The organism is Pseudomonas sp. DTU12.1 (assembly GCF_009873475.1).
GTDB lineage: Bacteria > Pseudomonadota > Gammaproteobacteria > Pseudomonadales > Pseudomonadaceae > Aquipseudomonas > Aquipseudomonas proteolytica.
The window spans coordinates 4,007,385-4,026,893 of sequence record NZ_CP045254.1 but is presented as its reverse complement, the minus strand read 5'-3'; the positions used below and the strand labels follow the sequence as shown (position 1 = coordinate 4,026,893).

Below are 19,509 nucleotides of genomic sequence, written 5' to 3'. Positions count from 1 at the left end.
CGGTTACGGAGTATCTGATACACCGCATTCGGCTTACTGGGGCTGCTTCGCAGCCCAACGCGGGGCAAGCCCGCTCGCCACGACAGCCCGTTACTTGGGGCGGGATCAGAAGTTGACGGAGGCACTCAAGCGCGCCGTCAATGGCGCGCCCTGGAACAGATAGTCATCGCCCATGTATTCGCCCGCGTCACGCCAGTAGCGCTTGTCGAACAGGTTGTCGACGCTCAGGCGAAACACCGTTTCATAGCCGTCGACCTTGGTGGTGTAGCGGCTGCCAATGTTGACCAGCGCATAATCCCCCACCTCTACATTGCCGGTGCGATTGGCGTTTTTACTGGCGCTGTATTGCACGCCGCCGAGTACCGCCAGGCCGTTGACCCAAGGCAGGGCGTAGTCGGCGTATACGCTGGCGCGCAGCTTGGGCACGTTGATCGTCTGGTGACCTTCATACTGTGGCGTGCCGCTGCCGTTCACCCGTGCGCGAATCGCCGCCACGCTGGTGGCGATCTGCAGACGCTCGGTGGCCCAGCCATTGGCCGACAGCTCCAGGCCGGTGTTTTTCTGCTGGCCCTGTTGCACGTAGGTGAAATCACCGGCGCTATCAGGTTTGGCGTACTGGTAGGCCTGGCGTGTCTGGAACACGGCGGCGGCGAAGCTGATGCGGCGCCAGTCGTATTTCACCCCGGCTTCGATCTGCCGGGAGACCGTCGGCGCGAGGATTTCCCCATCATTGCTCGCGTACCACGGTGCCTCGCCGCCCAGCGACAAGCCTTTGCTGTAGCTGGTGTACAGCGACAGATTGGCCATCGGCTTGTAGATCAGCGCAGCGTTGGGCAGGAACTCGTACTGCTGGGTGTGACGTTCCTGCACGCCATATTGATCGAAAGACTTTTCATCCAGGCGCACTTCACGGCCACCGAGCACGGTTTGCCATTGCTCGTTGAAACTGATGCGGTCGGTGACGAACAGCCCGTATTGGCGGCTGTCGAGGCGCCGGTGACTGTCGTTCAGGGGCTTGTCGGTGGGCAGGAAGGTTTCCGGGTCCTGATCGATATTGCCGCTGCCGATGTACTCGTTGACTGACTTGCGCTTGTCGATCACCCGGCGGAACGCGCTGGTGCCGAAGGTCAGTTCATGGCCTATCCCAGCAGTGTCGAACAGTCCGGTCATTGCCGCCTGGATTTCATCATTGCGCCGGGTGTCGTCGGGGCTGCGATAGTCAGCAATATCGTAGTTGCCTTCCGGGCTGAAGTAGTTCGGCACTTTGACGCCGGCGCAACTCGGGGAGCCGTAGCAACCCCACGCAAACGAACTGTAGTCATCAATCACCACCTTGCTGCGGGCCGCGCTGACGCTACCTTTCCACTGGTCACTGAAGCGGTACTCGAACTTGCCGTTAAGGTTCAGCGAGTCGATGCCCACCTGTTTGGAGCCGCTCTGATGGCCGAGCAGTTTTTTCGGCGAGGCGTCATGGGGCACTTCGGTGCCGCCAAGCAGTTGGTAGCCGGGCACCGAGCGCTGCTGCTTGTCCTGGTATTCGGCATCCAGTTGCAGCACGGCGTCGGGGCTGATGTTCCAGTCGAAGGCCAGGGACACAAAATCCCGCTGGCCATTGGCGTGTTCGACATAAGAGTTGAGGTCTTCATGGGCGACGTTGGCGCGCAAGCCAAATTGCTGCTCGCTGCCAAACCAGCCGCCGACATCGGTAGCGATGTAGCCGCTGCCGCGATCGTCGGTGGACACCGTGACCGAACGCACATCTTCCGGGCGCTTGGTCACGTAGTTGATCACGCCGCTGGGTTCGGCAATCCCGCTTTGCAGGCCCGCCAGGCCTTTGAGCAATTCCACCCGCTGTTTGTTTTCCAGGGCGACGTTCTGCTCGCCGGTGACGGTGCGGCCGTTGATCTTGTAGCTGCTGGCGGCATTCAGGGAAAAACCCCGGACCACGAAGTTTTCGTAGTAGCCGATCGGCGCGTAGCTTTCGCCCACCGAGGCGTCGTTGCGCAGCACTTCACTGAGCAGGCGTGCCTGCTGGTCCTTGATCAACGCGGCATTGATCACGGTGATCGAGGCCGGGGTGTCGAGCAGCGGCGCTTCATCGAAGCCGCCGACCGACGCGCTTTGTGCGCGATAACCGGACTCATCCTGGCCCTGAATGTTCAGCGCTGGCAGTTCAAGCTCAGCCGCCAGGCTGTTGCCGATACCGCCGCTGAGCAGCAGGCCGAGGGCCAAATGTGAAGTGACTTCGGGGCGAAAACGCAAAACCATGGGGGCAAGGCCTTAAAGCGCGGGGCGGGGGCGCATAAGCTAGGCATAACTGCGCGCCTTTACAAGTACTGGCCGTGGCGCGTCGGCTTGAGACGTTGCGTCTCAAGCCCCACGCCAGTTCATCCGGGCCTCGACAGCGCGACCCCGCACCTGCGATAGACAAGGCTTCGCTTATCGTTGCAGGAGATCGTCATGGGTATCGCTGGAAAAGTTGCACTGGTGACCGGCGCCGGGCAGGGCATTGGCCGGGCCATCGCCCTGCGCCTGGCGCGGGACGGGGCGAATATCGCCCTGGTCGACATCAATAGCGCCAAGCTCGAAGCCGTGGCAGCCGAGGTCGTGGCACTTGGACGCAAAGCCTCGGTGTTTACCGCCGACGTGTCCAAGCGTGAACAGGTCGTCGCGGCGGTCGACCATGCGCACCAGACCCTCGGTGGCTTCGACATCATCGTCAACAACGCTGGAGTGGCGCAGATCGATTCGCTGCTGGATGTGACCCCGGAACAGGTCGAACGCACCCTGGGCATCAACGTGCAGGGCGTGTTGTGGGGCATCCAGGCCGCCGGCAACAAGTTCAAGGCGCTCAAACAGAAGGGCAAGATCATCAATGCCTGCTCGATTGCCGGGCATGAAGGCTTTGCACTGCTGGGCGTGTATTCGGCGACCAAGTTTGCCGTGCGCGCCCTGACCCAGGCGGCGGCCAAGGAACTGGCCAGCGCCGGGGTGACGGTCAATGCCTATTGCCCGGGTGTGGTGGGTACCGATATGTGGGTCGAGATCGACAAGCGCATGGCCGAGATTACCGGTGCGCCAGTGGGAGAAACCTACAAGAAGTACGTGGATGGCATTGCGCTGGGCCGTGCAGAAACGCCGGAGGACGTGGCAGGCCTGGTGGCCTACCTGGCCGGCCCGGATTCGGACTACATGACCGGCCAGGCACCGTTGATCGACGGCGGCCTTGTATACCGCTAAACCCCGTTCTCTGGTTCAACTCGGTCAAATGTGGGAGCTGGCTTGCCTGCGATAGCGGTGTGCCAGTAGCAAATTTGCTAGCTGATCCGCCGCTATCGCAGGCAAGCCAGCTCCCACAGGGTTAGTGTTTACCGGGCATATCGATGCCCAGTTGCTTGACCCGGCGGTACAGGGTCGCGCGGGAAATCCCCAGCGCCTGCGCCGCCGGCAACGGCTTCCAGCGATGGCGCACCAGCGCATCGAGCAGCACCTGCCGCTCTGGGCTCGCACTGTGCTCGACCTCGGCCTCCACCCGCTCGCCGCGCACTTCGACCGGCAAATCCGCCAGTTGGATCGTCCCGCCTTCGCACACCGCACAGGCATACGCCAGCACATGGTGCAGTTGCCGCACGTTGCCTGGCCATGCATAGCCCAGCAGTGCTTCAAGCGCCGCCTGGCCGATTCCCACCGTGATCCCGCTGTTGCGTGCTTCCTGCTCCAACAGCCGGTTGATCAAGCCCAGTTTGTCGGTGCGCTCGCGCAGCGGCGGCAGGGTGACGCGGGCGCAGCCCAGGCGAAAGTACAGGTCTTCACGAAAACGCCCGTCATTGACCAGGGCCGCGAGGTCGCGGTGGCTGGCGCAGATCACCTGGATATCCACCGCGCGGGTTTTCGCCGCGCCCAGCGGGGCTACTTCACCTTCGGCCATCACCCGCAGCAAGCGCGTCTGCAGGGCCAGGGGCATATCGCCGATTTCATCGAGGAACAACGTGCCGCCGTGGGCCTGTTGCAACAGCCCGGTCATGCCCTTGCTGGAGGCCCCGGTAAAGGCCCCGGCGACGTAGCCGAACAGCTCGCTTTCAATCAGGTTTTCCGGGATCGCCGCACAGTTCACCGCCACGAATGGTCCGTCGCGGCGCGCACTGCGGGCGTGCAGTTGGCGGGCGAAGACTTCCTTGCCGGCCCCGGTTTCGCCTTGCACCAGCACCGGCAGGTTGCGGTCCTTGACCCGCACGGCCAGGCGCAGGTGTTCTTCCACCCGTGGGTCGACCTGGGCATGGGGCAGCGCCCGCGCAGGTTGGCGCCGCGGGGTGTTGACGCGCACATGCAGCACGCCGGTTTCTCCCAGCCACTGCAGTTGCTGGACCGATTGATCGGTCACCGCGCGCAACGCATCGAGGTCGAACACCTCGCCGATATGCACCGGCACCTGACCAAAACGCCGGCGCAACGCCTGGCGTGCCTTGCTGTTCAAGGCTTGCAGGCGACCGTCCTGGTCCCAGGCCAGCAGCAGATCGGGTTGGCTGTCCACATAACCCGGTGTGCTGTGGGCCTGGAGCACCCAGTGGCGGGCGGCGCTGTGCATGAAGAAGGCGTTTTCGATGGCCTGGGCGCTCTGCGCCACCATCTGGCGCACCAGGTGCTGGCTGCGTCGGTCATCCGGCGATTGCAGCGCCGAAGCGTCCATCACCCCCAGCAGGTTGCCCTGGGGGTCGAAGATCGGCGCGGCGGAGCAGGTCAGGTTGATAAAGGCGGCGCGGAAGTGATCGCGCTTGTGCACCGTCACCGCCGCTTGGCTGGTCAACACCGTGGCCACGCCGCAGGTGCCTTCTTCGGCTTCCGACCAGCAGGTGCCCAGGTACAGGCCGGCCTTGCGGCAGTCGCTGCGGATCGCTGCATCTACCCGGTGGTCGATGGTCTGGCCCTGGGCGTCGGTGAGCATCACGCAGTAGTCGGCATGGCGCACGCGGTGGTGCAGTTGGCTGACTTGCTCGCTGGCAATGCGCATGAACAGCTCGGCGCGCTCGCGGCATTCCTTGAGCAACGGTTCGGTGAGGATCCGTGGGCCCTGCAGCGAGCCGGGGTCCAGGTGGTGTTGCTCCATGGAACGGCGCCATGAATCGAAAATCAGCGACGGCACTGGCGCCTGGGGCAGGCGCTCGGCATTGCGGACCACGCGACTGACACAGTCGACATGCTCCCTGGAGTTCGCGGCGAGCATAAGGCCTCCGGTTCTCGATCTTTGTTGTTATGCCCGCCATTAAGCGCCCGGGGGCGCAAGGGGACAAGGGCGGCCTGACCAACTGCCCGCCGTGAGACGCAACGTCTCATCCTGCCTGAGACGCAGCCTGCACGCTGCAATGCGTCGTCTCATTGTGCGGTGGCATGCCGCAGCGGCACAACCGCACGGCACTGCTCTGGATCAAGGCTTTGCCAGGTTTTACCGCGCCTTGGCACAGGCTGTGCTGAACAGGTTGCAGCTGGCCGCAGCCAGCCTTTTGTGTGTCGAGACAACCTGGAGAACAACAAGATGTCCACTCACCTGTCCACTGATCAACTGCTGCATGCCTATACCGTGATGCGCACCATCCGTGATTTTGAAGAACGCCTGCACGTGGAATTCGCCACCGGCGAGATCCCCGGCTTCGTGCACCTGTATGCCGGCCAGGAGGCTTGCGCCGCCGGGGTCATGGCCCATCTCAACGATGAAGATTGCATCGCCTCCAACCACCGTGGCCACGGCCACTGCATCGCCAAGGGCGTGGATGTGTTCGGCATGATGGCCGAGATCTACGGCAAGAAAACTGGGGTCTGTGGCGGCAAGGGTGGCTCCATGCACATCGCCGACCAGGAGAAGGGCATGCTCGGCGCCAACGGCATTGTCGGTGCCGGCGCACCGCTGGCGGCCGGCGCGGCGTTGGCGTCCAAGCTCAAGGGCAGCCAGGGCGTGGCCGTGGCGTTTTTTGGCGACGGCGGTTCCAACGAAGGCGCGGTACTCGAGGCGATGAACCTGGCCGCGATCATGAAATTGCCGTGCCTGTTTGTCGCCGAGAACAACGGCTACGCGGAAGCGACCGGCTCCGGCTGGTCGGTGGCGTGCAAGGACATTGCCGAGCGCGCCGTGGGTTTTGGCATGCCGGGGGTGATCGTCGATGGCAATGACTTCTTTGCCGTCCACGCAGCGCTGGGCGTAGCGGTGGAGCGGGCGCGCCAGGGCGAGGGGCCGACCCTGGTCGAGGTCAAGCTGCACCGCTTCTACGGCCACTTTGAAGGCGACGCGCAAACCTATCGCGGCCGCGATGAAGTGAAAAACCTGCGCGAAACCCAGGACTGCCTGGCGCTGTTTCGCCAGCGCTGCAGCGCCGAAGGCTGGCTGGACGCGGCGCAGTTCGAGCGTATCGACGGGGAAGTCGCGCAGTTGATCGACGACGCCGTGCGCCTGGCCAAGTCCGATCCCAAGCCCCAGGCCGCCGACCTGCTCAGCGATGTCTACGTCGCCTACCGCTAATAACAACAAGACCCGGAGAGAATTTTATGGCTCGCAAAATCAGTTATCAGCAGGCAATCAACGAAGCCCTGGCCCAGGAAATGCGCCGCGACCAGAGCGTTTTTATCATCGGCCAGGACGTGTCCGGCGGCACCGGCGCCCCGGGTGAGCAGGATGCCTGGGGCGGTGTGCTGGGGGTGACCAAGGGCCTGTACCCGGAGTTCCCCGAGCGCGTGCTGGATGCGCCGCTGTCTGAAGTCGGTTACGTGGGCATGGCCGTGGGCGCCGCCACCCGGGGCATGCGCCCGGTGTGCGAGTTGATGTTCGTCGACTTTATCGGCTGCTGCCTCGACCAGTTGCTCAACCAGGCCGCTAAGTTCCGCTACATGTTCGGCGGCAAGACCACCACGCCGCTGGTGGTGCGCGCCATGTACGGCGCCGGCCTGCGTGCCGCGGCCCAGCATTCGCAGATGCTCACCTCGATGTGGACGCACATCCCTGGCCTGAAGGTGGTGTGCCCGGCCACGCCCTATGACGCCAAGGGCATGCTGATCCAGGCGATCCGCGACAACGACCCGGTGATCTTCCTCGAACACAAGATGCTCTACAGCTTGCAAGGCGAAGTGCCGGAGGAGCTGTACACCGTGCCATTTGGCGAGGCCAACTTTGTACGCGAAGGCAACGACGTGACCCTGGTGACCTACGGGCGCATGCTGCATATCGCCCTGGAAGCCGCGGTCAACCTGGCCCGCCAGGGTATCGACTGCGAGGTGCTGGACCTGCGCACCACCAGCCCACTGGATGAAGACAGCATCCTTGAAAGCGTGGAGAAAACCGGGCGCCTGGTGGTGATCGACGAGTCCAACCCGCGCTGCTCCATCGCCACGGACATCAGCGCCCTGGTGGCCCAGCGTGGTTTTTCGTTTCTGCGCGCGCCGATCGAGATGGTCACCGCGCCGCATACCCCGGTGCCGTTTTCCGATGCCCTGGAAGACCTGTACATCCCCAATGCGGCGAAGATCGAGGCCGCTGTGCGCAAGATCGCTGACAAGAGGACTGCGGCATGATCCATACCTTGACCATGCCCAAGTGGGGCTTGTCGATGACCGAAGGCCGGGTCGATGTCTGGCTCAAGCAGCCGGGCGACCGGGTGGAGAAGGGCGAGGAAGTGCTCGACGTGGAGACCGACAAAATCTCCAGCAGCGTCGAGGCGCCGTTCAGTGGCGTGTTGCGCCGGGTGCTGGCGCAGAGCGATGAGACATTGGCGGTCGGCGCATTGCTGGGCATTGTGGTGGAAGGCGAAGCCACGGAGGCAGAGATCGATGCAGTGATCGACAGCTTCAATGCCGGCTTTGTCTCCAGCAGCGCCGAGGCACAGGCGTCGGGGCCGAGTGCGCAGAAGGTCGAGCTGGATGGGCGCCTGCTGCGTTATCTCGACCTCGGCGAGGGCGGCACGCCGCTGGTGCTGATCCATGGTTTTGGTGGCGACTTAAACAACTGGCTGTTCAACCATCCGGCCCTGGCCGCCGAGCGCCGGGTGATCGCCCTGGACCTGCCGGGGCATGGCGAGTCGGGCAAGCACTTGCACAATGGCGATGCCGAGGAATTGAGCCAGGCGGTGCTGGTGTTGCTCGATCACCTCAACCTCGAACGCGTGCACCTGGCTGGGCACTCCATGGGCGGGCTGGTTTCGCTGACGGTGGCGAGCCAGGCGCCGGAGCGCGTAGCGTCGTTGGTGCTGGTCGCCAGCGCCGGCCTGGGCGCGGATATCAACGGCGACTACCTGCAGGGATTCACCGAGGCCAATAACCGCAACGCGCTCAAGCCGCAGTTGGTGCAACTGTTCAGTGACCCGGCATTGGTCACGCGGCAGATGCTTGAAGACATGCTCAAGTTCAAACGGTTGGAAGGGGTTGATCAGGCGTTGCGTCAACTCAATGCCAAGTTGTTCGACGGCGGGCGGCAGATGCTGGATTTACGCGCGGTGGTAGGGCAACAGCCGAGCCTGGTGATCTGGGGCAGTGACGATGCCATCATCCCGGTGCGGCATGCCCAGGGGTTGCAGGCCCAGGTGGAGGTCTTGCCGGGGCAGGGGCATATGGTGCAGTTGGAGGCGGCGGAGCAAGTGAATCAGTTGCTGAGTCTCTTCCTCAAATCTCAAGCCTGATAGCAATCAAATGTGGGAGCGGGCTTGCTCGCGAATACGGTGGGTCAGTCAGACATTCATTGCCTGACACACCGCTTTCGCGAGCAAGCCCGCTCCCACAGGGTTGACCGCGTATCAACCATGACGCTTGAGGGTTTCGCTGGGCAGTTCCTTGAACAGCGCCCGGTAGCTATTGGAAAACCGCCCCAGGTGCCAGAACGACCAATTCATCGCCACCTCGGCCACCGTGGTGGTGGCTGAGTTCAACAACTCGCGCCGCGCGCCGTTCAATCGGCGTAGGCGCAGCCATTGTGCCGGGCTCATCCCGGTGTAGGTCTTGAAGCCCTGCTGCAACTGCCGCAGCGGCACACCGGCAATCTGCGCCAGTTGCAGCAGGTTGACCGTTTCATCCGGCGCATCAGCCGCCCACTCGCCAATGCGTGCCATCAACTGGCGTTCTGCGCCGCGTCGCTGCAATGAGTGGCGGTCCAGGCAGACACAGGCGTTGTCGAGAATAAACAGGCAATCGTCCAGCAGTTGCCGGGTGAGGGCGTCGCGGCTGATCGGGTCGACCGCACAGGCCAGGCGCGTCAGGGTGCCACTGAGCCAGCGACTGAACAGCGCGTTTTGCTGGCAGGTCAACGGGGCCATGAACAAACTTTCGAGGCTGGCCACATCCAGGCCATGGCGCTGCACAAATTGCGGGCCGAACACCACCGCCACTTCACGGTAGTTTTCCGGGGTGATCCAGGTATTGCGGCTTTCGCCATTGAGCAGATACAGCGCGTTGTCGCTGCCGTCGAAACAGAAGGCGAGTGAGCCCGGCGGCGCGTTGAAGTGCTGCTCGACGCGGGTATTCATGCACTCCTCGTACACCTGCACACCCTGCAGGTCGAGGTAGCGCACCTGCCCGGCAAAATGCCCCGGAGACATCTGCTGGTACTGCTGTACCCAACCGGGTGTCGCACTGCATTGAGCGGCCACATCACCGGTGGTGAAGGCCTGTACGCGCAAAGCTGTTGCCTGTGTCATGGGTGATCCGTGCGCACTCTATTGGTGCGTTGTGGTTCGTGCAAAGTGGATAGATGCCCTTCGAAGGCTGGCCCAAGATAGACCTCAATGCGCCGGGAGTACAACTGGGCGCCGCATCCAACCCATGCCGAGGTCTTTATGAATGCCCCTTTCGATCAGCTGTCCACCTGGCTGAAAGAACACAAGATTACCGAAGTCGAATGCGTGATCAGCGACCTGACGGGCATTGCCCGCGGCAAGATCGCGCCCACCAACAAGTTCCTGCATGAGCGCGGCATGCGCCTGCCGGAAAGTGTGTTGCTGCAAACGGTAACCGGGGACTTTGTCGACGACGATATCTATTACGACCTGCTGGACCCGGCCGATATCGACATGATCTGCCGCCCGGTGGCCAACGCCACTTATGTGGTGCCGTGGGCCATCGAACCCACCGCCATCGTGATCCACGACACCTTCGATAAACAGGGCAACCCCATCGAACTGTCGCCGCGCAACGTGCTGAAAAAGGTCCTGCAGCTGTATACGGACCAGGGCTGGCAGCCCATTGTCGCGCCGGAAATGGAGTTTTACCTGACCCAGCGCTGCGAAGACCCGGACCTGCCGCTGAAAACCCCGGTGGGCCGTTCCGGGCGTGCCGAGACCGGGCGCCAGTCGTTCTCCATCGACGCGGCCAACGAGTTCGACCCGCTGTTTGAAGATGTCTATGACTGGTGCGAAGCCCAGGGCCTGGACCTCGATACGCTGATCCACGAAGACGGCCCGGCGCAGATGGAAATCAACTTCCGCCACGGCGACGCCCTCGACCTGGCCGACCAGATCACCGTGTTCAAGCGCACCCTGCGCGAAGCCGCGCTCAAGCACAACGTGGCCGCGACCTTTATGGCCAAGCCTGTGGCCGACGAGCCGGGCAGCGCCATGCACCTGCACCAGAGCGTGGTGGATATCGCCACCGGCCAACCGGTGTTTGTCGACGCTTGCGGGCAGATGAGCCAGCTGTTCTTGCAGCACATTGGCGGGCTGCAGAAATACATCCCGATGCTGCTGCCGATGTTCGCGCCCAACGTCAACTCGTTCCGCCGCTTCCTGCCCGACACCTCGGCGCCGGTCAACGTGGAGTGGGGCGAAGAAAACCGCACCGTCGGCCTGCGTGTTCCGACCTCCAGCCCCGACGCGATGCGCGTCGAAAACCGCCTGCCGGGGGCCGATGCCAACCCCTACCTGGCCATCGCCGCCAGCCTGTTGTGCGGCTACCTGGGAATGATCGAGAAGATCCAGCCGAGCGCCCCGGTGGAAGGCCGTGCCTATGAACGCCGCAACCTGCGCCTGCCGATCACCATCGAAGATGCCCAGGCGCGCATGGAAGCCTGCGACACGGTCAAGCAGTACCTGGGGGACAAGTTTGTGCGGGGTTACGTCGCGGTGAAACGTGCCGAGCATGAGAATTTCAAACGGGTGATCAGCTCCTGGGAGCGTGAGTTCCTGCTGCTGAGTGTCTGACTCCACCACCAACCATAAAAAAGGTGTCGATATGCATCTCGTCAAACAGCTTCTCCCGTTGGCCCTGGCCGCAGTCTTCAGCAGCGCCAGCCACGCCGCACCGACGGTCAGTGTCTACAACTGGACCGATTACATCGGCGAGACCACCCTGGCCGACTTCCAGGCCAAGACCGGGATCAAGGTGGTCTACGACGTGTTCGACTCCAATGAAACCCTGGAGGGCAAGCTGCTGGCGGGGCGAACCGGGTATGACGTGGTGGTGCCGTCCAATCACTTTTTGGGCCGCCAGGTAAAGGCCGGGGCGTTCCTCAAGCTGGACCGCGCGCAATTGCCCGACTACCCGAACCTGGACCCCAAGCTACTCAAGCTGCTGGAGCAGAACGACCCCGGCAATGCGCATGCGGTGCCGTACCTGTGGGGCACCAATGGCATCGGCTACAACGTCGACAAGGTCAAGCAGGTGCTGGGCATCGACCACATCGACTCTTGGGCAGTGATGTTCGAGCCCGAGAACCTGAAGAAGCTGCAGCAATGCGGCGTGGCGTTCCTGGATTCGGCGGATGAAGCGTTCCCGGCGATCCTCAACTACCTGGGCATGGACCCGCGCAGCGAGAAGGTCGGCGACTATGAAAAGGCCGAAGCCAAGTTGCTGACCCTGCGCCCGTACATCACCTATTTCCATTCATCCAAGTACATCTCGGACCTGGCCAATGGTGATATCTGCGTGGCCTTCGGCTACTCCGGCGATGTGTTCCAGGCGGCCAACCGCGCCAAGGAAGCCAAGAACGGGGTGAACATCGCCTATTCGATTCCCAAGGAGGGCAGCAACCTGTGGTTCGACCTGCTGGCGATTCCCGCAGACGCCACCAACCCGAAAGAGGCCCATGCGTTTATCAACTATCTGCTGGACCCCGAGGTCATTGCCAAGGTCAGCACCTATGTCGGCTACGCCAATCCCAACCTGGCGGCGAAGGCCTTCATGGCACCGGAACTGGTGAATAACCCCGAGGTGTACCCGCCCCAGGAGGTGCTCGACAAACTGTACATTTCCACCACCCCCAGCCCGGCCATCATGCGTGTGATGACCCGCGCCTGGAGCAAAGTGAAGTCCAACCGATGAACCAGTCCCACGACCACGCCCGCTCCTATTACCTGGCTTCGGCCAATGCCATGCCCGAACGCCCAGCGCTGGCCGAGGACTTGAGTGCCGATGTGTGTGTGATCGGCGGCGGCTTTACCGGCGTCAACACCGCCATCGAACTGGCCCAGCGCGGCCTTTCGGTGATCCTCCTGGAAGCCCGGCGTATTGGCTGGGGCGCCAGTGGGCGCAATGGTGGGCAGTTGATCCGGGGGATCGGCCATGATGTCTCGGGCTTTGCCCGGCATGTGGGCGAGGAAGGCGTGCGATACCTGCAACGGGCCGGGATCGATTCGGTGGCGTTGGTGGGTGAGCGTATCCGTGAGCATTCGATCGACTGCGACCTGCGCTGGGGCTTTTGTGAGTTGGCCAATACGCCGGCGCAATTTGCCGCGTTCAAGGGCGAGCAGCAAAGCCTGGGCGCTCTGGGTTATAAGCCTGAAACCCGGCTGGTGGCGGCGCAGGATATGGCGCTGGTGGTCGGCTCTGAGCGGTACGCCGGTGGTTTGGTGGACATGGGCTCGGGCCACTTGCATCCGCTCAACCTGGTGTTGGGCGAGGCCCGCGTGGCCGAGGCGCTGGGCGTGCGGATTTTCGAGCAGAGCCCGGCGCTGCAACTGAGCCATGGCGACACCGTGCGGGTGCGCTGCGCCAGCGGCACTGTGCGGGCTGCCAGCCTGGTATTGGCGTGCAATGCACACCTCGAGGAACTGGAGCCACGCCTGAGCGGCAAGGTACTGCCGGCCGGCAGCTATATCATCGCTACCGAGCCATTACCGGCCGCGCTTGCCGATGAACTGATCCCGCAGAACCTGGCGCTGTGCGACCAGAAAGTCGGCCTGGACTATTACCGGCTGTCGGCAGACCGTCGGTTGCTGTTCGGAGGTGCCTGTCATTACTCAGGGCGCGACCCGCTGGATATCGCCGCTTATATGCGCCCGAAAATGCTCAAGGTGTTTCCACAGTTGGCCACTACCGCCATCGAGTTCCAATGGGGCGGCAAGATTGGTATTACCGCCAATCGCTTTCCCCAGGTCGGTCGGTTGCAACAGTACCCCAACGTGTTTTACGCCCAGGGCTATTCGGGGCATGGGCTTAATGTCACCCACTGGTGCGCGCGGCTGCTGGCCGAAGCGATCCATGCCGGCCACAGCCAGGGCCTGGAGACCTTCAGCCGGGTGCCACATATGACGTTCCCGGGCGGCAAGGCCTTGCGCTCGCCTTTACTGGCGCTGGGCATGTTGTGGTACCGGCTGCGGGAAATGCTGGGCTAGGGCTTAGCGGGGGGGCGGTTTAAAACACAGCATGATCGGATCCAATACGCTATAAACCCTCGGTCGCTGTGTAAACCCGAGGCCCCGCTTTTCATGCAGAACCCTTTGCAACGCCCGCTGTGGCAGGTCTACCTGTTCTTTCTTGCGCCGATGGTGCTGTCCAACTTCCTGCAGAGTTTTTCCGGCACCCTCAACGGTATCTATGTTGGGCAGATGCTCGGCACCCAGGCGCTGGCGGCGGTGTCGGGGATGTTTCCCATCGTGTTCTTTTTTATCGCCCTGGTGATCGGCCTCGGGGCCGGCGCTTCGGTGCTGATCGGCCAGGCCTGGGGCGCGGGGGAAACGGCGTTGGTCAAGGTCATCACCGGCGCGACCCTGACCCTGGGCGCGTTGATCGGGCTGATCGCTGCTGTGCTCGGCAGCCTGTTCGCGCGTCCGGCGATGCAAGCTTTGGGCACGCCGTTGGATGTACTGGACGACGCGGTCGGCTATGCCCAGGTGATGATGCTGATCATGCCGTTGTTGCTGGTGTTCATCCTCTACACCCAACTGCTGCGGGGCGTGAGCGATACGGTGTCACCGCTGCTGGCGCTGATCGTTTCGACGGTGGTTGGCCTGTTGCTGACCCCGGCCCTGATCCGCGGCTGGCTCGGGCTGCCGCCCATGGGGATCCAGAGCGCGGCCTATGCCGGCCTGGCGGCGAATGCCGTGGCCATGTTGTTTCTGGTGCTGCGCCTGCGCCACAAAAACCACGTGATGGCGCCGGACCGCCTATTGTTGGCGGCCTTGCGCCTGGACCGGGCGATCCTCGGCAAGGTCCTGCGCATCGGCCTGCCCACGGGCTTGCAGATGGTGGTGCTGTCGTTGTCGGAGCTGGTGATCCTGGCACTGGTCAACGGCCACGGCTCCCAGGCCACAGCGGCGTATGGCGCGGTCACGCAGATCGTCAACTACGTGCAATTTCCGGCGCTGTCGATTGCCATCACCGCCTCGATCCTCGGCGCCCAGGCCATCGGCGCCGGGCGCCTGGAACGCATCGGGCCGATCCTGCGCACCGGGCTTGCGATCAACCTGTGCCTGACCGGTGGCCTGATCCTGCTCGGCTACGCCTTGTCCCACTGGCTCCTGGGCCTGTTCATCACCGATGACCAGGCGCGGGTCCAGGCCGAACACCTGCTGCACATCATGCTCTGGAGCATTCTGGTGTTTGGCTTCCAGGCGGTAATAGGCGGGATCATGCGCGCCAGCGGCGTGGTCCTGATGCCGGTGGCGATCTCGATCTTCTGTGTGTTGGGCGTGGAGCTGCCGGTGGCGTATCTGCTCAATGCACGCTTCGGCCTGGAAGGGGTGTGGATGGCGTTCCCGGTGACCTATCTGGTGATGCTCGGTTTGCAGACCGCGTATTACCGGTTGGTGTGGCGGCATAAGCAGATTAAGCGGTTGGTGTGAGTTGAGACGGTTAGGAGCTGGATGGCATAGTGTCATCATGGAGAGAGACCTATGAAAAAAGCATTAATCGCAATCGGTGTCGACCGCGCCGGCCACTTCCCTGCGCTGCGTGGGGCGGCCTCTGGCGCTGAGCAGGTGGGGGAATGGGGCAGGGCACAAGGTTTTGAAACCACGGTTTTTTCCGATGCCGGCGGCAAGGTCGTGGGGCCTGAGGAGATATTCGACGCGATCAGTGAGATCGTGGAGAGCCGGACGTACTCTCAACTGGTGGTGTTCTTTTCTGGTCATGGTGTGTTGAGAGCCCCGGATTGTGAGCTGTGGTTATTGTCCAAGGTGGGCAAGAACCCCAATCATGCGATCAACGTCAATGGCTCGATCAGCCTGGCGCGTCAGTGCGGTATCGAACATGTTGTGATCATTTCGGATGCATGCCGGTCGCTTGCGGGAACCCTCCAGGTGAGCATGGTCGACGGCTATCGGATATTCCCTGCTCATCGCTCGAGCGGCAAAGCACCCGAAGTGGATGTGTTTTATGCAGCGCTGCCGGGAGATCCGGCATTGGAGGTCTCGGCTGACGATGCGGACAAGCGTCACTATGGGCTGCTGACCGATTGCATGCTGACCGCTTTGCGGGGCGATATTGAAACTGTGATCGAAACCGTGAAAAGCGCCGACGGCGTGCAAAAGCATGTGGTTGCATCGCGTCCGCTCAAGTTGCACCTTGAGGACGCCATTCCCCGAGCGGCGGAGGCGGTGTCGGTTGCGCTGTTCCAGCGCCCGGACTCGCGGGTGGAGTCGGCGTTGCCCAAGTTTCTGGCAACGATTGATGCCGGTGCCGAGCGAGCGATTGATGTCGCTAAGACAGCCCTGACTGAGCCCGAGCCTGATCGAGGGAGCATGCAGTGGTATCGGAAGGTGCTGCTGATCCCCAAATCTGGTCGACCGCTGCCCCGCGAGGCTTTGGATGCCGAGATGGAGCGACTGATGGCGGCGATGGATGATCATCAGACGGACATGCGCACGGGGTTTCACATCAAGGGCGACGAAGTCGAAGCTATTTACGTAATCAAACAGAACCAGATCACCTTTCGCGGCAATGGGCCGAGCATCCTGATCAGCGGTTTGGAGCCAGGGGCGCTTTACCTGCGTTTCAAAAACGGCACCAGTAGTTTGCTGTCGGTTATTCCCGGATTTATCGGCACCGTGATTATTGAGGATGGGCGTATTGCTACGGTCAATTACACGCCGTCGGCCGCCGGTATCCCCGTGCGTAACTATCGCTATATGGATATGCGCCGTTCTTTTGTCGCGGTGGCTGCGCGTCAAGGCAGCTTCCACTTGCCTGATACAACAGCTGTGTTGCCCAGTTATCTGCGTTTCCTCAGGCGCATGGACCCAACGCTGGGCATTTATGCCGCGTATGCCTATCACCAGGCAGGCGATCAGCAGAGTGTCAGGGGTGTTTATCAGCATATGAAAGATGACCTGCTGCCCATTCCTTTTGATGTGGCGATGCTCGCGTGGGCGGGCACCGATCAGGAGCAGTCCGTGCATAAGTGCATGCCCGGTGTGCCCATGCTGGCGCAGGGGTGGTCGTTGCTGGGGAATCTGACCGAGACCATGCCCAAGCAGTTGCTGGAGGCTGGGCGTTATCTGGAGCCGTCACTATGGACGACATTCTCCGGTAAGGGGTCGGCGATTCTAGAACGATATTTCAGTAGGGGTTTCCCATGAAGCTGGTATTCATCCACGGGCGTGACCAACAGGAAAGCACCCAGGAAACCCTGGAAAAGTTATGGCTGGACTCGCTGTATATCGGCTGGGGGGAGGCCGGTCTTCCACTCCCCGAAGGGCTGTCTGTGACGATGGCGTTTTACGCCGATGTACTGGATGAGTTGACGCGTGCCCTCAGCACCCCGCTGGCGCGTGGGGTGCGCCTGCGTGGCGATGAACAGGCGCAGGATGATTTTCGTGGAAAATTTTTGCAGGACATCGCGACCGCCAATGGCGTGACCGATGCGCAGATCCAGGCTTTTCTCGATGAGGACAGCACCGAGAAAGGCCTTGGCAGTTCACCCTGGATCCAGGCGCTTTTACGTGCAGTGGATCAGCGCACCGCCCTGGGTGAAGCCGCTCTTGATCGCTTCACTCGTGATGTGTATCTCTATCTGGCTTACCCCGTAGTCTCGGACCGCATTACCGCCATCGTAGAGGCGGCCATTGGCGATGAGCCCTGCGTGGTAGTGGCCCACTCCTTGGGATCGATTGTTGCGTACCGCGCGTTGCAACAGCTCGGGGGGCGCGCCAACGTGGTGGGGTTGGTGACGGTTGGCTCGCCCCTAGGCCTGAATACGGTACGCGAAATGCTCACGCCCCCTGCATTGTCGATGCCTGGGGGCGTGCAGCAGTGGTTCAATGCCTATGATCCAGGCGACGCGGTGGCGTTGTATCCATTGGACGCTACACGCTGGAACATCACACCAGGCATCGAGAACTGCAAGAAAGTGAGTAACCATATGGCGAATCGGCATGGCATTGCGGGCTATCTGGATGATGTCGCCGTCGCAACGTGGGTGCATCAACTGTTAGTTAAGTGAACGCGATTCAACGTTCGTGAAAATCAAAGGTGAGAGCTGGTTTACCGGTTCCTACAGGGGATTTCATACGGGCAGAAAATTGCGTCGTGGAGGCCCTTTCGACATAGCGCTGGCGCACAGCAAACTGGATCTGCTGTGGCGAGCGGGCTTGCCCCGCGCTGGGCTGCGAAGCAGCCCTAAACCCGGCAATCGCGGTTTATCTGGAGAAACACGGAGGGCTTATTGGGGCTGCTTTGCAGCCCAGCGCGGGGCAAGCCCGCTCGCCACAGCAATTGCTCTGCTTAATAGGAAGCATTACTATTCACGCCCCGCCTATCCAGTGCACCCCCGATGACTCCCCAGCCGCCCCGCAGATCAGGCTTTTTCGCGTACTACGAAGAGTTGGTCGGGACCTGGACGCGTCGCCTGCGCAATCGCCAACAGGCCGAGGATCTGGCCCATGACACGTTTGTGCGGGTCTTGGAGTCCAAGTCGGCGCTGGTCGAGCAGCCGCGTGCCTATTTGCACCAGACGGCGCGCAATATTGCGGTGGATGCCTATCGCCGTGCGGACCGGCACGACGCGGTGGCGTTGCAGGCCTTTGAACCGAGTGCGTCGCACAGTGGCGACCCGGAGCATTACATGCACGCCGTGCAGTTGGCGGACTCCATCGAGCGGGCCCTGGCTGAATTGCCCCTCAATTGCCGCAAGATTTTCATCTGGCAAAAGATCGAGGGCCTGACCCAGCAGGAAATCGCCGAGCGCCTGGGGCTTTCTAAAAACATGGTGGAAAAGTATATGATCCGCACCCTGCGGCATCTGCGTGACCGCCTGGACGCGCTGGCCCCATGACCAATGCCCGCTTTGAAACAGGATCTTCCATGATGGATACCCGTGAGTGTGCCTGTGGCAGCGCAACGGTGCGTGACGAGGCGGCGCAGTGGTTCGTGCGTTTGCAGGACCCACCCTTGAGCATCGAGGACCAGCATCTTTTTGACGCCTGGCGTGGGGCGCATCCTGCGCACCAGTATGAATTCGAGGTGCTGCAAGGGCTGTGGAGCGTCGCCGACCTGCTGCCCAGGCACCGTTTGCAGGCTCTGGTCGAGACACCTGTACCGCGCAAGCGCCGTGCGCTGGTGCGCTGTGCCATGGCAGCGAGTGTGCTGGCGGTGGCGGTGGGCCTGGGGCTGTTCAGCGGCCTGGACCATCCGGCAGTGTACGACGCGCAGTTCAGCACGGTGTTGGGTGAGCGTCGCCAGGTGGCGTTGCCCGACGGCTCGCTGATGGACCTCAATAGCCGCAGCGTGGTGGCGGTGCACTACGAAAAGGGCCAGCGTGGGATTGAGCTCAAGCAAGGCGAAGCGCTGTTCAGCGTCGAGCACGACAGCAGCCGACCGTTCGTGGTGCAGGCTGGGGCAGGGCAGGTGACGGTCACCGGTACCCGGTTTGATGTGCGCCGCGACGATGACCAGACCCGCGTGGTGGTCGAGGCCGGAACGGTCAAGGTGCAAGGGCATGCCGCGCAGCCGGTGGTCACACTGACGGCGGGCCTGGGTACATCGATCGACAACCAGGGCGCGGTCGCGGCGGCCCGCCCGGTCAACGCCCAGGCCCTGCTGGCTTGGCAGACCGGCAAGCTGGTGTTCAACGACGCCAGCCTGGCCGAGGTGGCGCGGGAAGTCTCGCGCTACCGCGAAAAACCCTTGCGGGTCAGCACTGCGGCCAGCGAGTTGCGCCTGACCAGCGTGTTCAAGTCCAACGACACCGATGCCTTGCTCAAGGCGTTGCCGCACATCCTGCCGGTGGCCCTGCGCACCTTGCCTGACGGTAGCCAGGAAATAATTTCACGCTAGGTTCAGGTTTTTTTCGAGTTCTTCGTCTTCTTGTCCAACTGCAACTGGTTTGCATTA

15 protein-coding genes are annotated in these 19,509 nt (G+C 62.3%); 12 read left to right on the top strand and 3 right to left on the bottom strand.

Translation table 11 applies throughout. The annotated features are described in order from the left end of the window. Window positions 1–105: 105 nt before the first annotated feature. Window positions 106–2,268, bottom strand: a complete 2,163-nt coding sequence (locus GDV60_RS17595; protein WP_159908269.1) for a TonB-dependent siderophore receptor — start codon at window positions 2,266–2,268, stop codon at window positions 106–108. Window positions 2,269–2,460: 192 nt separating this feature from the next. Between GDV60_RS17595 and GDV60_RS17590 the strand changes: the two genes are divergently transcribed. After that, window positions 2,461–3,240, top strand: a complete 780-nt coding sequence (locus GDV60_RS17590; RefSeq protein ID WP_159908267.1) for an acetoin reductase — start codon at window positions 2,461–2,463, stop codon at window positions 3,238–3,240. Between the two features lie 121 nt (window positions 3,241–3,361). On the opposite strand, the gene GDV60_RS17585 is transcribed toward GDV60_RS17590, so the two are convergent. After that, the gene (locus GDV60_RS17585) at window positions 3,362–5,221 is read right to left on the bottom strand and encodes a sigma-54-dependent Fis family transcriptional regulator (RefSeq protein ID WP_159908265.1); all 1,860 of its coding nucleotides are present in this window, start codon (window positions 5,219–5,221) and stop codon (window positions 3,362–3,364) included. A 309-nt stretch (window positions 5,222–5,530) separates the two neighbouring features. Here GDV60_RS17585 and GDV60_RS17580 point away from each other — a divergent pair, with 309 nt between their 5' ends. Genes GDV60_RS17580 through GDV60_RS17570 form a run of 3 tightly spaced genes read left to right on the top strand, consistent with a single transcriptional unit; the run spans window position 5,531 to window position 8,654 of the window. Further along, window positions 5,531–6,508: a thiamine pyrophosphate-dependent dehydrogenase E1 component subunit alpha gene (locus GDV60_RS17580; protein WP_159908263.1), complete on the top strand. Its 978-nt coding sequence runs from the start codon at window positions 5,531–5,533 to the stop codon at window positions 6,506–6,508. Window positions 6,509–6,534: 26 nt separating this feature from the next. Continuing rightward, window positions 6,535–7,554, top strand: coding sequence for an alpha-ketoacid dehydrogenase subunit beta (locus tag GDV60_RS17575; RefSeq protein ID WP_159908261.1), 1,020 nt, complete (start codon window positions 6,535–6,537; stop codon window positions 7,552–7,554). Then, the gene (locus tag GDV60_RS17570) at window positions 7,551–8,654 is read left to right on the top strand and encodes an acetoin dehydrogenase dihydrolipoyllysine-residue acetyltransferase subunit (protein WP_159908259.1); all 1,104 of its coding nucleotides are present in this window, start codon (window positions 7,551–7,553) and stop codon (window positions 8,652–8,654) included. Before GDV60_RS17575 ends, GDV60_RS17570 begins: the two co-directional genes overlap by 4 nt. A 114-nt stretch (window positions 8,655–8,768) precedes the next feature. Here the strand turns inward: GDV60_RS17570 and GDV60_RS17565 are convergent, their stop codons facing one another. Next, window positions 8,769–9,665 carry a helix-turn-helix domain-containing protein gene (locus GDV60_RS17565; RefSeq protein ID WP_159908257.1) on the bottom strand — a complete coding sequence of 299 codons (897 nt, stop codon included), beginning with the start codon at window positions 9,663–9,665 and terminating at the stop codon, window positions 8,769–8,771. Between the two features lie 138 nt (window positions 9,666–9,803). Between GDV60_RS17565 and GDV60_RS17560 the strand changes: the two genes are divergently transcribed. The 8 genes from GDV60_RS17560 to GDV60_RS17525 all read left to right on the top strand — a co-directional run bounded on the left by GDV60_RS17560 (window position 9,804) and on the right by GDV60_RS17525 (window position 19,452). Continuing rightward, a complete protein-coding gene (locus tag GDV60_RS17560) occupies window positions 9,804–11,162 on the top strand; it encodes a glutamine synthetase family protein (protein ID WP_159908255.1) in 1,359 nt (452 codons plus the stop codon). 31 nt (window positions 11,163–11,193) lie between these two features. Further along, a complete protein-coding gene (locus GDV60_RS17555; RefSeq protein WP_159908253.1) occupies window positions 11,194–12,282 on the top strand; it encodes a polyamine ABC transporter substrate-binding protein in 1,089 nt (362 codons plus the stop codon). Then, window positions 12,279–13,574, top strand: a complete 1,296-nt coding sequence (locus tag GDV60_RS17550) for an FAD-binding oxidoreductase (RefSeq protein WP_159908251.1) — start codon at window positions 12,279–12,281, stop codon at window positions 13,572–13,574. The genes GDV60_RS17555 and GDV60_RS17550 overlap by 4 nt, the downstream gene beginning before the upstream one ends. Window positions 13,575–13,667: 93 nt before the next feature. After that, on the top strand, window positions 13,668–15,023 hold the full coding sequence (locus GDV60_RS17545) for an MATE family efflux transporter (protein WP_029296693.1): 1,356 nt from the start codon (window positions 13,668–13,670) through the stop codon (window positions 15,021–15,023). 51 nt (window positions 15,024–15,074) lie between these two features. Beyond that, window positions 15,075–16,757 (top strand): caspase family protein, encoded by a 1,683-nt coding sequence (locus GDV60_RS17540; protein WP_159908249.1) that lies wholly within the window; start codon window positions 15,075–15,077, stop codon window positions 16,755–16,757. Next, entirely contained in the window at window positions 16,754–17,620 is an 867-nt protein-coding gene (locus GDV60_RS17535; protein WP_159908247.1) for a hypothetical protein, read from the top strand. Before GDV60_RS17540 ends, GDV60_RS17535 begins: the two co-directional genes overlap by 4 nt. A 330-nt stretch (window positions 17,621–17,950) precedes the next feature. Next, window positions 17,951–18,451 carry a sigma-70 family RNA polymerase sigma factor gene (locus GDV60_RS17530; RefSeq protein ID WP_159908245.1) on the top strand — a complete coding sequence of 167 codons (501 nt, stop codon included), beginning with the start codon at window positions 17,951–17,953 and terminating at the stop codon, window positions 18,449–18,451. A gap of 32 nt (window positions 18,452–18,483) precedes the next feature. Next, complete coding sequence (locus GDV60_RS17525; RefSeq protein WP_159909263.1) at window positions 18,484–19,452, top strand: FecR family protein; 969 nt, start codon at window positions 18,484–18,486, stop codon at window positions 19,450–19,452. Window positions 19,453–19,509 lie beyond the last annotated feature (57 nt).

Coding starts and splice junctions, on each gene's coding strand:
- GDV60_RS17595 (WP_159908269.1), bottom strand. CDS start 2,268: ATGGTTTTGCGTTTTCGCCCCGAAGTCACTTCACATTTGGCCCTCGGC.
- GDV60_RS17590 (WP_159908267.1), top strand. CDS start 2,461: ATGGGTATCGCTGGAAAAGTTGCACTGGTGACCGGCGCCGGGCAGGGC.
- GDV60_RS17585 (WP_159908265.1), bottom strand. CDS start 5,221: ATGCTCGCCGCGAACTCCAGGGAGCATGTCGACTGTGTCAGTCGCGTG.
- GDV60_RS17580 (WP_159908263.1), top strand. CDS start 5,531: ATGTCCACTCACCTGTCCACTGATCAACTGCTGCATGCCTATACCGTG.
- GDV60_RS17575 (WP_159908261.1), top strand. CDS start 6,535: ATGGCTCGCAAAATCAGTTATCAGCAGGCAATCAACGAAGCCCTGGCC.
- GDV60_RS17570 (WP_159908259.1), top strand. CDS start 7,551: ATGATCCATACCTTGACCATGCCCAAGTGGGGCTTGTCGATGACCGAA.
- GDV60_RS17565 (WP_159908257.1), bottom strand. CDS start 9,665: ATGACACAGGCAACAGCTTTGCGCGTACAGGCCTTCACCACCGGTGAT.
- GDV60_RS17560 (WP_159908255.1), top strand. CDS start 9,804: ATGAATGCCCCTTTCGATCAGCTGTCCACCTGGCTGAAAGAACACAAG.
- GDV60_RS17555 (WP_159908253.1), top strand. CDS start 11,194: ATGCATCTCGTCAAACAGCTTCTCCCGTTGGCCCTGGCCGCAGTCTTC.
- GDV60_RS17550 (WP_159908251.1), top strand. CDS start 12,279: ATGAACCAGTCCCACGACCACGCCCGCTCCTATTACCTGGCTTCGGCC.
- GDV60_RS17545 (WP_029296693.1), top strand. CDS start 13,668: ATGCAGAACCCTTTGCAACGCCCGCTGTGGCAGGTCTACCTGTTCTTT.
- GDV60_RS17540 (WP_159908249.1), top strand. CDS start 15,075: ATGAAAAAAGCATTAATCGCAATCGGTGTCGACCGCGCCGGCCACTTC.
- GDV60_RS17535 (WP_159908247.1), top strand. CDS start 16,754: ATGAAGCTGGTATTCATCCACGGGCGTGACCAACAGGAAAGCACCCAG.
- GDV60_RS17530 (WP_159908245.1), top strand. CDS start 17,951: ATGACTCCCCAGCCGCCCCGCAGATCAGGCTTTTTCGCGTACTACGAA.
- GDV60_RS17525 (WP_159909263.1), top strand. CDS start 18,484: ATGGATACCCGTGAGTGTGCCTGTGGCAGCGCAACGGTGCGTGACGAG.